The 13515-nt window shown below is 65.1% G+C and carries 14 protein-coding genes and 3 pseudogenes; 9 read left to right on the top strand and 8 right to left on the bottom strand.

What is annotated here, in order from left to right; all coding sequences use genetic code 11:
* Positions 1 to 30: 30 nt before the first annotated feature.
* On the bottom strand, positions 31 to 504 hold the full coding sequence (locus tag HUT19_RS20835; RefSeq protein ID WP_176181926.1) for an ArsI/CadI family heavy metal resistance metalloenzyme: 474 nt from the start codon (positions 502 to 504) through the stop codon (positions 31 to 33).
* Between the two features lie 78 nt (positions 505 to 582).
* Here HUT19_RS20835 and HUT19_RS20830 point away from each other — a divergent pair, with 78 nt between their 5' ends.
* The 4 genes and pseudogenes from HUT19_RS20830 to HUT19_RS20815 all read left to right on the top strand — a co-directional run.
* Complete coding sequence (locus tag HUT19_RS20830) at positions 583 to 987, top strand: helix-turn-helix transcriptional regulator (RefSeq protein WP_176181925.1); 405 nt, start codon at positions 583 to 585, stop codon at positions 985 to 987.
* The gene (arsB, locus tag HUT19_RS20825; protein ID WP_176181924.1) at positions 984 to 2108 is read left to right on the top strand and encodes an ACR3 family arsenite efflux transporter; all 1125 of its coding nucleotides are present in this window, start codon (positions 984 to 986) and stop codon (positions 2106 to 2108) included. Before HUT19_RS20830 ends, arsB begins: the two co-directional genes overlap by 4 nt.
* Positions 2101 to 2520, top strand: coding sequence for an arsenate reductase ArsC (locus tag HUT19_RS20820; protein ID WP_217712271.1), 420 nt, complete (start codon positions 2101 to 2103; stop codon positions 2518 to 2520). Before arsB ends, HUT19_RS20820 begins: the two co-directional genes overlap by 8 nt.
* A pseudogene (locus HUT19_RS20815) lies at positions 2517 to 2636 on the top strand (N-acetyltransferase); the annotation flags it as partial. The gene HUT19_RS20820 and the pseudogene HUT19_RS20815, both read left to right, overlap by 4 nt.
* A gap of 599 nt (positions 2637 to 3235) precedes the next feature.
* Here HUT19_RS20815 and HUT19_RS43110 read toward each other — a convergent pair.
* The 3 genes and pseudogenes from HUT19_RS43110 to HUT19_RS20805 form a co-directional block, all read right to left on the bottom strand.
* Positions 3236 to 3525 (bottom strand): annotated as a pseudogene (locus HUT19_RS43110) (hypothetical protein).
* Positions 3526 to 3793: 268 nt separating this feature from the next.
* Positions 3794 to 4105, bottom strand: coding sequence for a hypothetical protein (locus tag HUT19_RS20810; protein ID WP_176181923.1), 312 nt, complete (start codon positions 4103 to 4105; stop codon positions 3794 to 3796).
* Positions 4106 to 4118: 13 nt separating this feature from the next.
* A complete protein-coding gene (locus HUT19_RS20805; RefSeq protein WP_176181922.1) occupies positions 4119 to 4397 on the bottom strand; it encodes a hypothetical protein in 279 nt (92 codons plus the stop codon).
* A gap of 78 nt (positions 4398 to 4475) precedes the next feature.
* Here HUT19_RS20805 and HUT19_RS20800 point away from each other — a divergent pair, with 78 nt between their 5' ends.
* Both HUT19_RS20800 and HUT19_RS20795 read left to right on the top strand, forming a co-directional pair.
* Positions 4476 to 5231 (top strand): GntR family transcriptional regulator, encoded by a 756-nt coding sequence (locus tag HUT19_RS20800; RefSeq protein ID WP_176181921.1) that lies wholly within the window; start codon positions 4476 to 4478, stop codon positions 5229 to 5231.
* Positions 5232 to 5926: 695 nt separating this feature from the next.
* The gene (locus HUT19_RS20795) at positions 5927 to 6760 is read left to right on the top strand and encodes a serine protease (RefSeq protein WP_176181920.1); all 834 of its coding nucleotides are present in this window, start codon (positions 5927 to 5929) and stop codon (positions 6758 to 6760) included.
* Positions 6761 to 6856: 96 nt separating this feature from the next.
* Here HUT19_RS20795 and HUT19_RS20790 read toward each other — a convergent pair.
* The 3 genes and pseudogenes from HUT19_RS20790 to HUT19_RS20780 form a co-directional block, all read right to left on the bottom strand.
* Positions 6857 to 7210 (bottom strand): annotated as a pseudogene (locus tag HUT19_RS20790) (transposase); the annotation flags it as partial.
* Positions 7211 to 7267: 57 nt separating this feature from the next.
* On the bottom strand, positions 7268 to 7627 hold the full coding sequence (locus HUT19_RS44325) for a ComF family protein (protein WP_368661746.1): 360 nt from the start codon (positions 7625 to 7627) through the stop codon (positions 7268 to 7270).
* Between the two features lie 523 nt (positions 7628 to 8150).
* Positions 8151 to 9110, bottom strand: coding sequence for a DNA-processing protein DprA (locus HUT19_RS20780; RefSeq protein ID WP_176181918.1), 960 nt, complete (start codon positions 9108 to 9110; stop codon positions 8151 to 8153).
* A 363-nt stretch (positions 9111 to 9473) separates the two neighbouring features.
* On the opposite strand from HUT19_RS20780, the gene HUT19_RS20775 reads away from it, so the two are divergent.
* The 3 genes from HUT19_RS20775 (at position 9474) to HUT19_RS20765 (ending at position 11512) form a co-directional block, all read left to right on the top strand.
* Positions 9474 to 10040, top strand: coding sequence for an HD domain-containing protein (locus HUT19_RS20775; protein WP_176181917.1), 567 nt, complete (start codon positions 9474 to 9476; stop codon positions 10038 to 10040).
* A gap of 117 nt (positions 10041 to 10157) precedes the next feature.
* Complete coding sequence (locus HUT19_RS20770; RefSeq protein ID WP_176181916.1) at positions 10158 to 10613, top strand: GntR family transcriptional regulator; 456 nt, start codon at positions 10158 to 10160, stop codon at positions 10611 to 10613.
* Positions 10610 to 11512: a phosphotransferase enzyme family protein gene (locus HUT19_RS20765; RefSeq protein WP_176181915.1), complete on the top strand. Its 903-nt coding sequence runs from the start codon at positions 10610 to 10612 to the stop codon at positions 11510 to 11512. The genes HUT19_RS20770 and HUT19_RS20765 overlap by 4 nt, the downstream gene beginning before the upstream one ends.
* Here HUT19_RS20765 and HUT19_RS20760 read toward each other — a convergent pair.
* Positions 11509 to 12885, bottom strand: coding sequence for a hypothetical protein (locus tag HUT19_RS20760; protein ID WP_176181914.1), 1377 nt, complete (start codon positions 12883 to 12885; stop codon positions 11509 to 11511). The genes HUT19_RS20765 and HUT19_RS20760 overlap by 4 nt on opposite strands.
* Between the last annotated feature and the right edge of the window lie 630 nt (positions 12886 to 13515).

Here is a 13515-nt window from a genome sequence, read left to right as displayed (position 1 = left end):
GTCAGGCGAGCGGCTCAGCGGGCGGGCGGCTCAGGTTCCGCACCCGCAACCAGAGGCAGTCGCGGTCTCCTCCGGACTGGGCCGGCTCGCGCAGCAGGTGCCTTCGGCGTCCGGGGCCGCCCCCTTGCCCAGGTTGTCCGCGTCGCCCTTCACCACGTAGACCTCCCAGGGCTCCTTGCCGGGGCCGTGGACCCACACCTTGTCCTGGAGGGCGTAGCAGCACGAGGTGTCGTTCTCCTCAAAAGTGGCGAGTCCTGCGTCCTTGAGGCGCTCGGTGGCGGCGTTGACCTGGTCGGTGGAGGTGACCTCCACGCCGAGGTGATCGAGCCGGGTTTCCTGGCCCGCCTCGCCTTCGATCAGGACGAGCTTCAGCGGCGGCTCGGTGATCGCGAAGTTGGCGTATCCGGGGCGGCGCTTGGCGGGCTCGGCGCCGAAGAGCTTGGAGTAGAACGCCACTGAGGCATCAAGGTCAGGGACATTCAGGGCGAGCTGTACACGGGACATGGCGGTCTCCCATCGGGCTGTATCGATGTCCTTCAATGCAAGGTTGCATCTTGGATCGAAGAACGTCAACATAGAAGAATGTCGAAACAAGACCTTGTGGTGCTCGGCCAGGATGGCGTTGGCGGCTGCTGCCCCGGGCTGCTGACCGCTCCGCTGGACGAAGCCCAGTCCGTCGAGCTGGCGAAGGTGTTCAAAGCGCTGGGCGACCCGATCCGGCTCCGGCTGCTGTCGATGATCGCTTCCCGGGCCGGGGGCGAGGTCTGTGTATGTGACCTGACCCCCGCCTTCGACCTCTCGCAGCCGACGATCTCCCATCACCTGAAACTGCTTCGGCAAGCTGGGCTGATCGACTGCGAGCGCCGTGGCACCTGGGTCTACTACTGGCTGCTGCCGGAGATGACCGACCGGCTTGCCGGGATCCTCACCCGCCCCGCCGGTCAGCCGCTGCCCGAGCGCGTCGGCACCGCGGGGGACGCCCCGTGACCGCCGACCCCACGGCCGCGTCCTCCAGTGCTCCGGTGGCCGCGCGCCTGTCGTTCGTGGACCGCTTCCTCGCGGTGTGGATCCTGCTGGCCATGGCCGCCGGCCTCGGCCTGGGCCGCCTCGTTCCCGGTCTCGGTGACGCCCTGGCGCAGGTGACGGTCACCGGCGTCTCCCTGCCGATCGCGCTCGGCCTGCTGGTGATGATGTACCCGGTGCTGGCCAAGGTCCGCTATGACCGCCTCGACACGGTCACCCGGGACCGCCGCCTGCTGATCCCCTCGCTCGTACTGAACTGGGTCCTCGGCCCAGCGATCATGTTCGCGCTGGCCTGGCTCCTCCTCCCGGACCTGCCGGAGTACCGCACCGGCCTGATCATCGTCGGCCTGGCCCGCTGTATCGCCATGGTCATCATCTGGAACGACCTGGCCTGCGGCGACCGGGAAGCCGCCGCCGTCCTCGTCGCCCTCAACTCCGTCTTCCAGGTGATCGCCTTCTCAGCGCTCGGCTGGTTCTACCTCGCCGTGCTGCCCGGCCGGCTCGGCCTGGAACAGACCGCTCTCGACGTCAGCGTGTGGGAGATCGCCCGCAGTGTGCTCATCTTCCTCGGCATCCCGCTGGTGGCCGGGTTCCTCACCCGGCGTCTGGGCGAGAAGGCCAGGGGGCGGGCCTGGTACGAGACGCAGCTGATTCCGCGGGTCGGCCCGTTCGCCCTGTACGGGCTGCTGTTCACCATCGTCGTGCTGTTCGCGCTCCAGGGTGACGCCATCATCTCCCAGCCGATGGACGTAGCAAGGATCGCTGTGCCGCTGCTGGTGTACTTCGCCGTGATGTGGGCCGGGTCCATGGCGCTGGGCAAGGCCGTGGGCCTGGACTATCCGCGCTCCACCACGCTGGCGTTCACAGCGGCGGGCAACAACTTCGAGCTTGCCATCGCCGTCACCATCGCCACCTTCGGCGCCTCCTCCGGACAGGCCCTGGCCGGAGTCGTCGGTCCGCTCATCGAGGTCCCCGTACTGATCGGCCTCGTCTACGTCGCCCTGGCCGCGCGCCGCTACTTCCCACACCCGTCCCCCGAGGCCGTCGAGCCCACGCCCGCCCAGGAAGGCTCCGCCCGTGTCTGAACCCAAGACTCCGTCCGTGCTGTTCGTCTGCGTCCACAACGCGGGCCGCTCCCAGATGGCGGCCGCGTTCCTCACCCACCTCGCGGGCGACCGCGTCGAAGTCCGCTCCGCGGGCTCGGCACCCGCCGAGCACGTCAACCCCGCCGTCGCGGAAGCGATGGCGGAAGTCGGAATCGACATCTCGGCAGAGACCCCGAAGGTGCTGACCGCCGAAGCCGTGCAGGACTCGGACGTCGTCATCACCATGGGCTGCGGCGACGCCTGCCCTTACTTCCCCGGAAAGACCTACCTGGACTGGAAGCTGGAGGACCCGGCGGGTCAGGGCGTCGCGGCGGTTCGGCCCATCCGCGACGAGATCCGAGCCCGCATCGAGAACCTGATCAGCGAACTCACCTCGGGAGACCACGGGTGACCCTTCGCGCCCAGGCGATCCGGATCACCAGCCTGACGGCCGACCACGCCGACGAGGTCCTGGCCATCCACCAACTCGGCATCGACGAAGGCAACGCGACCTTCGAGACCACCGCGTCCTGACGACGCCTGGCCGGCTGGCTACGATGGTCCCGTGTTGGAAGACGATGGTGGTCTGGCCGCTTGGCTCGAGTCGAAGCGGCTACTCACCAGCCCTGAATGTCACATCGACACGTTGCGGTGCCTGCTTGCCGAGGACGACGACGCACTCCTGATGCACGACTACGACCTAATCAGTGATCCGCAGACAGTCGCCATCGTGAGAGCTCAGCAGCGCGCAGCGGGGCAGCGCCATCGTAGGCTTCGACGACTGGCGACGCGCCGACGCTCCGCGAAGTGACATCAGCGGATGACATCAACGCCCCCGGACGGCAACGGGCTGGAACAGCCACAGGGGCACCGGGAACCCTCAGCGTCATGAGCACGGAGCAGGCCGCATGGCCCAGTGGCCGAACTTCTAAAGTGGATGTCAGCCCATCTGGCCCGGCTCGAACGGGCTGACCCTCTCCACCATGGGTTTATCCTGCGGGCGACCGTGCGTCGCTAAGAGAAGGCAGGGAGGTCTCGGAGCGTATCCGAGGCTCCCTGCTGTACTGCACATGGCTGCTAGCCAGAACCCGCGATGGCAAGTCGACCAGACGTTCCCCTGAGTGGGGCTATTCAGGCGTTACCAGACGGTGCCCGCGGCTGGTCGCCACACGCAGCACGTCCCGCAGTGAACCTGCCAACTGCGCGGCGAGGAGCCTCAGTTTCTCTAGATCTGCGGTCTCGTTGTCGAGTGCCTGAAGCGCCTGCCCCAGCAGCTCGGACGCCATCCCGAGTGCACCGACTCGATATGGTCCGCCAAGCGGGACATGTAGCCCTCCCGGTCATCGGTGTCCAGGTAGCACGGCTTGCCCTCAGGCCCCGCCCACGGGAGAAGCCTCAGTTCGTGCTGTGCCGTCATCCCAGCGTCCGCCTCTCGATGGATCTCGCTGGTGGATGCCGACGCGCCGCCAGGTGCCCATTCGCTCATTGCTTCACCCCTGCTGGCCGGGCCTGTCCGGACTCCGAGTGACAGGGGCAGTCACATGCCTCGTAGATCAACGGCACGTCGACCGGTGCCGGAGCCGGAGAGGACTCCGCGCAAGCCTGGTGCGTGCCGATCCGGCAGGCGGGCGAGCGGTACGGGATGGCCGGGGCGTGCGGGCTGTGGGTCTGCCGTCGAGAGGGCATCAGCAGGCCCCCAGAAGGGCCGACCGGGCCTCGGTCGGCAGATGGGGAGCGACGACAACCGTCGGGTGCTGTCGTGCGCGCCTTCCCCAGGGCCAGTACGGACGGACGAGCGCGGTTTCCTCGGCCGTGAGCGTGTAGCGGTGCCTCGCCCAGTCGGAAGCCCGGCCCAGGCCGAGCGTCGGTTCGTCGGCGGGCGCGGAGGCGGTGGGAGCGGTCGGCGGTGGGGAGGGCGTTAAGGGGCGGCGGTGCCTGCCCTTGGAGAAGTGGCGCGCCCTGGTGAGGGAGACGGCGCGGCGGATACGGTTGAGCACGCTGAATCAGCTCCTATCGCTGATGGCTCGGTCCCCCGACATCGCCTGTCGTGGGGACCGGTTTGTGTACGACCGCCCGGAGAGTGCGGCCGTTCAGGCTGGTGGCGAGGAGCCCGAACCGATCGGCCTCGGCCACCGCCTCCAGGACCTCCTTCCATGACTCGATGGAGAGCGATTCCGGCACGTCCGCTTCGACCGATGTGAACCGGGCGTACTCCTCCACGCGCGCGGGGAGCCCGACGGCGGACAGCCGGGCGGCGATGGTCGCCGCGCTAACTCGCGAAGCGGGCACAGGGCAGCCTCCGTCACCGGCGATCACTTTCAGTGAAGCTAGTTAACTAGATTAGAGCTAGTGGACTAGATTTTCCATATGCCTGAGCAGCCGCCCTATCTCCGCGTCGCCACCGAACTCCGGCGGCGGATCACGGAGCACGCATGGGAGCCCGGGGACCGCCTGCCCTCCCGCGCCCAGATCGGCCAGGAGTACGGGGTGGGTGAGAACGTGGTCCGCCGGGCGCAGGAGCTGCTGATCTCCCAGGGCGTGCTGGAGGGCCGAGCCGGATCGGGCACCTACGTCGCCGAACCCCGGCAACGGGTGCGGGTCGTCCGGTCGTCGGCGCGCGAGCAGCCCGAAGGGTCGCCGTTCCGCGCGGACATGAGGGCAGTCGGCAAGCACGGCGACTGGGAGAGCCGGACCGACGCCAAGGTGCCGGCCCCGGCGGAGATCGCGGCGCGACTGGGCATCGCCGAGGGCGAGTTGTGCGTCCGGACGTCGTACGAGTTCCTGGCCGACAGCAGGCCGGTGCAGCTGTCGACGAGTTGGGAACCGTACGACCTCACCGCAGGCACGCTGATCGTCCTCCCCGAGGGAGGGCCGCACGCCGGGGCGGGCGTCGTGAATCGCATGGCCGCTATCGGAATCACCGTCAGCCATGCCGTGGAGCGGCCGGAGCCGAGGCAGGCGACCGCTGAGGAGGCATCACTTCTCGGCATCCAGAAGGCCGCGCTCGTCACGCACATCCGGCGGACGTACTACAGCGACCAGGGACAGCCGGTGGAGACGGCGGACATCGTCGTACCCGCCGCTCACTGCGAGATCGTGTACGAGATTCCGATCAATCGGTAGTCGGCGGGGGCCCGCTCAGCAGGTGTCCGGCCGTGCCCCTGCCGTGCCCGATCGGTCGGGGAATCGTGGGGAACGGCGGTGTCCTGCGGGTGGCACGCATGGCGACGGCCCCCGACCGTCTTACCTGGTCAGGGGCCGTAACACTGCGGAGGCTGAGGGATTTGAACCCTCGGTGACATCGCTGCCACGACGGTTTTCAAGACCGGTCGCTTCCCGGCACTGGTATCGGTTGTGACCTGGGCGTCAGCCGCTTGCTCTAGCGGTCGCGCGGCCACCCTGGCCACAGGTTGGCCACAAGCACCGAACGACGCCTTGCTCGGCGCTGGGTACGGAGACGGGCTTCCGGGCAACCTAAGCATCAACCTTCGCTAACTGATCGTTTCAGAATGATCCGCGGAGCAGGCAGGGGTAGGTGATGCTGGCACCGACGTCCACAAGGGTGAACGGCAGCCGATTCTCGGCCATGAACGGCAACCGAGTGCAGTGTGCCGCCCTTGCCCTACGCTCAGTGAGAGAAGTGGATCGGGCATTGGAGGTGTTCGAGACCGCCATCGCGCTCCACTCGGCCGGCGCTGTGAGCGCCATGACCAACCAGCGGCTACGCATCCCCGACCCTTCCTGCGCCCCAGGCATCTGTCTTCAACCATGCCCGGCAAGCGCACATTTGACGCGGCACCACCGGATAGAATGTCCGCATGCCAAATGGGACCGGGTCGCAGCTTGACTTCTTTTCGCGTTTCGCCCCGTGCCTCGTGTGCGTTGAGAGTCGCGGCATAGACGGCGAGCTGGGTGTTGGAACCGCATTCCATATCGGTGATGGATGCCTTGTCACTGCCAGGCACGTGATCGAAGGTCGCGAGCTGGTCAGCTTGACCCCGTATGAGAGTTCAGCGGAGATCTCGCTAGAGTCAGTGGAGGTGATCTATCCCAGCGATGAAACCGTTGATATCGCACTACTCAGGACAGATTTTTCACTCGACCTCTACATGAAGTCGAACATTATTCTCACCAATGGCTCCGTCAATAATAAGGTCGACCACATCGAAATAGGTGGACATCTTGATGACTGGATCAACAACTCCCTCGTCCTGATGGAAGTGATCGTCATGGGGTACCCCCCCATTCCGACCTCGCCCGAGCCGGTACTGGTTGCAACCCGGGGCGAGGTAAATGCGATCATTGACCCGTACGTGGGATCAAATCACCCGCTTTTTGTCCTCTCACCCATGGCCCGCGGAGGCTTCAGCGGCGGCCCCGCACTGACCGGCAACGGGTTCCTGCTTGGCATTATCACAAGCTCGCTGCTCACTAACTATGCCGCACCGGAACTCGGCTATGGAGTGGCGTTGACAGTCGAGCCACTCTGGAACCTTCTACTTGAGAATAACATCTATCCGGGAAGCGAAAACCGACAAATGATGGGCGCGCTCTTCGACCTTCCCGATAATCTCCCGGCGCCCATCCGGAGGCCGTACAGTCCGAAGCCGGATCATTTCGGCGAGGGCTGTACCAGCGAGCCCCCATTCTGAATTCTACGCAAGCTGCACCCCGGAAATCTGCAGGCGCTGATAGCTAGCGAAGCCCGTCGTCGACTGCCCGACCACGAGGTGCGTCGCTTTACTGTTTCAGAATGAGGCCCTGAGGCGGCGGAGGCAGATGATGTTGCAGGCCAGGTCGAGCAGGCCTGGGTGGAGGTCGGCGCGTCGCTCGTAGCGGACGCGGAGGCGCTTGAACTGGTGGAGCCACGCGAAGGCGCGTTCAACGACCCAGCACACCTTGCCCAGTGCGGATCCGTGGGCGGTCCCGCGTCGGGTGATCACCGGCTTGATGCCTCACCACAGCAGGCGGCGGTGCTTGTCGTAGTCGTAGCCCCGGTCGGAGTACAGGCGCCGGGGCCTGCGGAGTGGACGCCCCCGCAAGCCCCGGATCGATGGGATGGCGTCCAGCAGCGGCAGGAACTGGGTGACGCCGTGACGGTGGCCGCGTCCGGAACTCCTGGCACCGCGGCGCTGAGTCCCCTCGGCGCCCAGGCGCACCTAACCGGAAGCAAGCCGACTCCACGGAACGCGAACCCCCGACTCATGAACTGCGCACTGACTCAGGTCAAGAGTTCGACGTGGGAGGTCATCGATTATCCGACGGCTGTCCTCCCACTCATCCCCGAGCTGCCGCCCAAACGTGAGCCCAACAACTCGTGTTGCCCCCCGGACTTTTAACGCGTGAGCGGCACTCGCCAAAGTCCCCCCCGAAGTATAGGTATCGTCCAGCAGGAGTACTCTCGCACCCTTCACTACATCAGATGCGCTGAAGGCATCCGGGGTAATTTTACGTCGCCGCTCGTTAGCCTTCTTCGTGCTGTTCTTCACCAGAATGCCGTGCGACCACTCCGCACCCATGTCGGGAATGCGTTCCAGAATGAGATCTAAGTGATTTTGGACTCGAATTTCTGGATGCGACGGCACCGTTAGCCGAAGATCGAATGGCCCGCCATAGGCCTGCTCTATGCACCGAAGATGCTTGCTCAAATACTCCCAAAGCAGCGAAGCAAGCGGAACCCTCAGCCACTCAGCACTGTCCCAGTTTTTGGAGTGCCAGATCAGACTTTCGAGCCCATCTCGCACTGAATAACATATGGGCACGAAGCCATCGAGAACGGTGGAATAGTGCTTCTGGCATAAGAAACAGCGAGTGAAGTACCCGCCGTACTGATCCACCTTTGTGGGGGCACGACACAGGGAGCAAACGCCCTCTTCGTTGGCAGTAACCGAAGGCACGACGCCTTGCTCTTGCAGCCACTCCACCCAGTGTTCGGTTTCCCAGTCCTCGCTGTTACGCGGACGCATAAAACGATGGCGGTACCGCACGCCGCCTCCCCCCTGCATCAGGCCCTAACGTTGATCGCATTCTGACATCAGGCGATCACCCTACGTCAAAGCTGAGCTGTCCGGTATCCCCTGGATGGACTGGCTTCGCCCGCACCGCCCCAGAGTTGAGGAGTTCGATCACTTGTTCGGTATTGGTGACACAGAAGGCCTTGCCACCATCGACCATGCGGCGAGCCCACTCTTGCCGCTCCACCAAGGACTGAAGGAGAAGCACTGGACGCCCCTGTTCACTGGCAACGCGAGCTTGCATCTTCGCCCCCGAGGTACCCGAAGCCTCAATGACGACGCTCCCCAAGCTCACTGCCGAGGTGACATGGTTTCGCCGGGGGAAGGTGTCGCGACCTGGAGGACGAGATGGCCAAAACTGAGACAGTATGGCCCCCCTGTCGGCGATTTCCTCAGATAGTTCCCGGTTTTCCTTGGGGTAGCAGCGAGTAATGCCCGTACCGATAACCGCAATGGTGCGCCGCCGAAAATTTAGCGCTGTTTGGTGAGCGGCAGTATCAATGCCACGAGCCAGACCTGAGGTGATTGTGAACCCCGCTTCACCCAGTTCTCGCGCAACTCTCTTCGCCCGCGAAATCCCTATGTCTGATGCATCACGGGTTCCAACCACTGCAACTGAACGTGCATCTTCATCTGCGCTTAGGTGACCCCTATAGAAAATAAAAGGGGGAAGATCACGAACATTGCGCAGGTTGGACGGATAGTCGGCGTCTAGGACCGTAGTAAGCCTGGCACCGACCTTCTGGGCCAGCGTGAGCTCTTCTTCGATTCGCGAGTAGTGCGAGTCTAGGGGTTGCCGCAACCCCTCCCGAAGTATCGGGAGCGATTTGGTGGCTGCCTGCGACGTCTCAGGGATATGGCCGCCACAGAGGCTTTCGATTTCTCCCTTTAAGGCGCACCTTGCGATCAAGGACCAGTCGACGCTTTTGTTGTCAACGCGAATTGAACACAGGGCTAGTAACCTCAGCTGGGCGTCACTGATCATCATTAATTCTCCTTCTACTGAAGATCTCTGTTCGAAGGTAGTAGCTCCGTTCAGCACAAACGCTCTACTATACCGTATCTCGTGCGCACCGATGCCACTACGTCCCTGCAGAGATTTTCACTCGCTCGTGACACAGCCCTGGTTGCGTTGCCGTAGTGGTTTCAGTCCGCTCTGAGAGCCACACTGACCGTTGCTTCGCAGGTGTGTGCAGCACCAGCCCGACAGCAGCGACCTCGCCAGCAGGCAGTCTTTCGCAGAAGAGCGAGGCCGAGCAGCGCCACACGCAACAAGTGACGGACGCCTGATCGCAACGCCCCTGACCAGGACCTCTCTGTCCAAGTCTTCCCTGCTTCTACGCTGGTCGGCATGGCATTGATCGAGCAGGCATACGATCTCTCCGAATCTCTTTTGGCCAACCCGTTGCCGCGTCGCTGGGCACATTCACTTGGGGTTGCGAAACGTGCCGCATCTCTGCGCCCGATCCTCGGCCGCGATGCCGGCCTCATCGAGGCCGCCGCAGTTCTCCACGACATCGGGTACTCGCCATCGATAGCCACCACCGGCTTCCACCCCCTCGACGGCGCGCGGTTCCTGCGGGACCAGGACCACGTGGATGAACGCATCGTTCGGCTCGTGGCCCACCACTCCTGCGCGCTCCTGGAGGCCGAGGGCAGAGGACTGCGCGAGGAACTGGAGGGCGAGTTCCCCATGGAGCGGCCCGAGCTGGTGGACGCACTGATCTTCTGCGACATGACGACGACCCCGGACGGCCGCCACACGACGCTGGCCGCGCGGCTCGACGAGATCGTGCAGCGCTACGGTCCAGATACGATCGTCGGCCGATTCATCCTGCGCGCGGCCCCCGAGATCCACGCCGCAGCTGCGCGGGTCGAGACGCGAATGGCTAAGGCAGGATCCGGTCAGCCAAGGTAGGACCCGGTCCAAGGTGAGGAGCTCCGCGTCCCAGTACCTGTGTACTCCGACGTGCGAAGCTGGACCGGAAGCTCCCGATGGGAGGCGTCCCATGAGGTCGAAGAAGGGATGGGGCACGTGCCGCAGGCCAGCCCGCGAGGTACGTACTTGCAGATCTCGGAATCTCTGCGCCAGAAGATCGAGAACCGCGAGATCACGGAAGCTCTGCCGTCCCAAGCGGTGCTGATGCGCGACTACGGGGTAAGCCGCAGCACGATCGAGCGCGCGCTCGTGGAGCTTCGACAGGAAGGCGTCGTTGTCTCCGTTCAGGGGTCGGGCTGGTATGTGGCGGGTACGGGTGACCGGCGGCCGTTGGTGGAGCGGGTGACCGATCTACTTCGAGCTGAAGGCGTCAAGGTCGGCGATCCGTTCCCCACGGAGAAGGCACTGTGTGACCAGTTCGGCGCCTCGCGGACGGCGGTGCGTTCTGCCATCGCGCAGATGGAAGGGAAGGGTCTCATCGGCAAGGGGGCCGCGCGCGGTCGGGAAGTCCGCGCCCTGCCCGCTCGACAGGAAGGCCAGACCACCACATGACGACGAGCGAGCAGATAGCGTTCGACCACGCCGCAGCAGAGAGCATCCTGCGCCGAGCCTGTGCTCTCTCCAACGTAGAGCCGAATGGCATCGAGCTGCTGCGTTTCGGCGACCATGCGGTCTTTCGCATCAGCGGCGGTCGGATTGTCGCCCGCGTTGGCCGCAGCCCCGACCGCTTGCCCTCAGTCACCAGGGAGGTCGCCATCGCGCGGTGGCTTGCGGCCGCGGAGTACCCGGCGGCCCGGCTCGTCACGGAGGCCGAGCAGCCTGTCGTTGTCGACGGCCACCCCGTGACCTTCTGGGAAGGGCTGGCCGACGGGGATACGTACGCCAGTACTCGGGAGATGGGCGAGCTGCTGCGGCTGCTGCACGAGCTGAATCCGCCGGCCTTTCCCCTGCCCCCGCTCCGGCCCTTCGACAAGGTCGAGCAGCGCTTGGCCGTGGCCGTGATCCCCTCCGACACCCACGCGTACCTCGCTGCCCTGGCACAGGATCTCGCGTCCGAGTACGAGGGCTTGCAGTTCGCGCTCCCGTCGGGGCCGCTGCATGGAGACTTCAACGTCGGCAACGTCCTACGCGATGGCACGGAAAGCCCAAAGGTGATCGACCTGGACGGCTTCGTCAGCGGCCCACGCGAGTGGGATCTCATGCAGACAGCGATGTACTACGACAGCTTCGGCTGGCACACGGAGGACGAGTACGCCGATTTCGTGGACGGCTACGGCTTCGACGTCCGGCGATGGCCCGGGTACCCCGTGCTCCGCAGCATCCGCGAGCTGCTGATGGTCACCTGGCTTTCTCAGAACGCCGGCACGAATCCGCGGGCCGCTGAGGAAGTCGAGAAGCGTGTCGAGACGCTGCGTTCCGGAGGATCGCGGCGCGACTGGGCGCCGTTCTAGAGGTTCACCTGCTGCCAGAGGCGGAAGCCGCGGGCCTGTTCCGTGAAGTCGCGGAACTCCGCGGTCCGCCGCATACCGTCGCTGATGCGCTCCTGGAACTCCTGCACGTACTGCCCGCAGCGTGCTGACTTCAGGCCCTCGCCGAGCCGTAGCGCGCTCAGTGCAATGTCGCATCCTTGGGCAATCTCGCCCTGATTGATGTACGCCTCTGCCTGCACCATCGTCGCGAAGAAGTCACTGCGGTTGTTCAGGCCGTCACCGAAGATGGAACCTGCGCCGCGCTCAACGGCCTGCACGGAGCGTCCGAGGTCGCGGAAGCAGTGCCCCAACTCGGCCGCCAACTCGACCTGGTCGAAGTAGGCGATGTACTCAGGATCGCTGTCCGCCGTACGAAGACTGAGTTGGCGTTCGGCCTCGACTAGAGCCAGTTCGCAGCCGAGGGGGTCGTTCATGCGGGCGAGCGCTCGCGCCTCCATCGCGCGGAACTGTGCGGCCATCGTGGGCGTGAGGCTCCCGGCCGGCCCCGTGAGCGCGGCGCGAGCCAGGGTCGCTGCCTCCCGGTGTCGGCCAAGGAAATTGGCTTGGTGGCTCATGGCGGAGAGGATGCTGCCGCCGAGCAGCCTGTCACCGGCCGCCTGCGTCATGCGCAGGGCCTGGATGAAGTAGCGCTGCGCGACGCCGTGCAAGCCACTGTCATACGACATCCACCCGGCGAGCCTGAGGGCTTCGGCTACCGCCGCGTGCAGTTGCTTGCCCACAACGTCGGAGTACTTACCATCAAGCAGCGGGCGCACGTCCGAGTGCAGATACTGGATCAACGCGCGACGCGCATGGCCTCCGCCGAACTTATGGTCGAGCATGCTGAACGAGTCCGCGGTGGAGCGCACCATTTCCACGTCCACGGCTCCGACTGCCCTGTCGCCCAACCGGGCGAGTTCACCATCTGGCGGGGCGACGAGCCACCGGACGGATGCTTCGTTCCAGGCCGCGGAGTCCGGGAGCGCCTTGACCACCGACTCGGCTTCGGCGAGATCCGCTCGCCAGAGGTCGGCCACGGTAACGGTGGCGATCTCCGGGCGGTCGGCGAAGTCAAGGCCGAGGTTCGGCTGTACGGCGGAGACAGCTGCGTCGCCCATCCCGATGTCATCAATCGTAAGGGTGCGCCCTAGCTTGCGCCCCACTGCATCAGCGATGAAGCGGGGCATATCGCCCCTGGGGATTGAGCCCTTGAGCCACCGACTGACGTAGGTGTGATCACAGGTGATGCCGTCGCCTACGCGAGCAGCAGCGGCGATCACCGCGCGCGCGAGCGACTTGTGCGACAAGCCGCCTTCCTTCATGAGCGCGGCCAGTCTCGCGTTCCGTTCTGCCATGGATCCCCCAGGGACACTCGAAGTCCCAGTTTGACGCACAGCCACTCTACGCAGGTCAGAGCCGGGTTGCAGGGGGTTTGCACGTCCGAGTGCACGACTGCACCCCCAAGTACACGCTCCCGACGCCGCTTCCCTTTGGCGATAGTCGAGTCACCGCCGCAAGGCAGGTCGGCGGTTCCGAGTTCGAAAGCCACGCGCTTGACGGCCCGGAATCGATCTGCCAGCGTGAGTGGTAGGTAATACACACCACGCACTGCGGGGTGAGTGCCACCCGTGCGCCCAGAGGGCCCCGTGAAACGGGCCCGAAGGAAGCGCTCGTTGCTTGAGAACTGAACAGCGTGCCGACCCAGCCACATGCACATGTGTGGTCGATGGGTGTGGGTCACCACCCCGACCGCCCACGTCGGGCCGGGTGACCTGCCCGGAGCCGTCTCTCGAGGCGGTGCCGGCATATGCGTGATCTGAAGACCGCAGAACCTTTGCCCGGGGCGAATGGCCCGGGCTGAGCACCAGTGCTCACAGTCCCCGACAACCGCGTTCCGCGACGGATGCCGGGCGGCTGTGGCCACTCGTGACGAGAGGCCAAACCAGAGCGGTCCCCCGGGTTGCCCCCCGGAGGACCGCGTACAG

The organism is Streptomyces sp. NA02950 (assembly GCF_013364155.1).
GTDB lineage: Bacteria > Actinomycetota > Actinomycetes > Streptomycetales > Streptomycetaceae > Streptomyces.
Note: the sequence above shows the minus strand (reverse complement) of the source record. Positions and strands in the feature narration are given on the sequence as shown.

Excerpts from the sequence above, each read along its gene's own strand:
- HUT19_RS20830 (WP_176181925.1), top strand. The coding sequence starts at position 583 with ATGTCGAAACAAGACCTTGTGGTGCTCGGCCAGGATGGCGTTGGCGGC.
- HUT19_RS20795 (WP_176181920.1), top strand. The coding sequence starts at position 5,927 with ATGCCAAATGGGACCGGGTCGCAGCTTGACTTCTTTTCGCGTTTCGCC.
- HUT19_RS20760 (WP_176181914.1), bottom strand. The coding sequence starts at position 12,885 with ATGGCAGAACGGAACGCGAGACTGGCCGCGCTCATGAAGGAAGGCGGC.
- HUT19_RS20765 (WP_176181915.1), top strand. The coding sequence starts at position 10,610 with ATGACGACGAGCGAGCAGATAGCGTTCGACCACGCCGCAGCAGAGAGC.
- HUT19_RS20835 (WP_176181926.1), bottom strand. The coding sequence starts at position 504 with ATGTCCCGTGTACAGCTCGCCCTGAATGTCCCTGACCTTGATGCCTCA.
- HUT19_RS44325 (WP_368661746.1), bottom strand. The coding sequence starts at position 7,627 with ATGGGTGCGGAGTGGTCGCACGGCATTCTGGTGAAGAACAGCACGAAG.
- HUT19_RS20800 (WP_176181921.1), top strand. The coding sequence starts at position 4,476 with ATGCCTGAGCAGCCGCCCTATCTCCGCGTCGCCACCGAACTCCGGCGG.
- HUT19_RS20775 (WP_176181917.1), top strand. The coding sequence starts at position 9,474 with ATGGCATTGATCGAGCAGGCATACGATCTCTCCGAATCTCTTTTGGCC.
- HUT19_RS20780 (WP_176181918.1), bottom strand. The coding sequence starts at position 9,110 with ATGATGATCAGTGACGCCCAGCTGAGGTTACTAGCCCTGTGTTCAATT.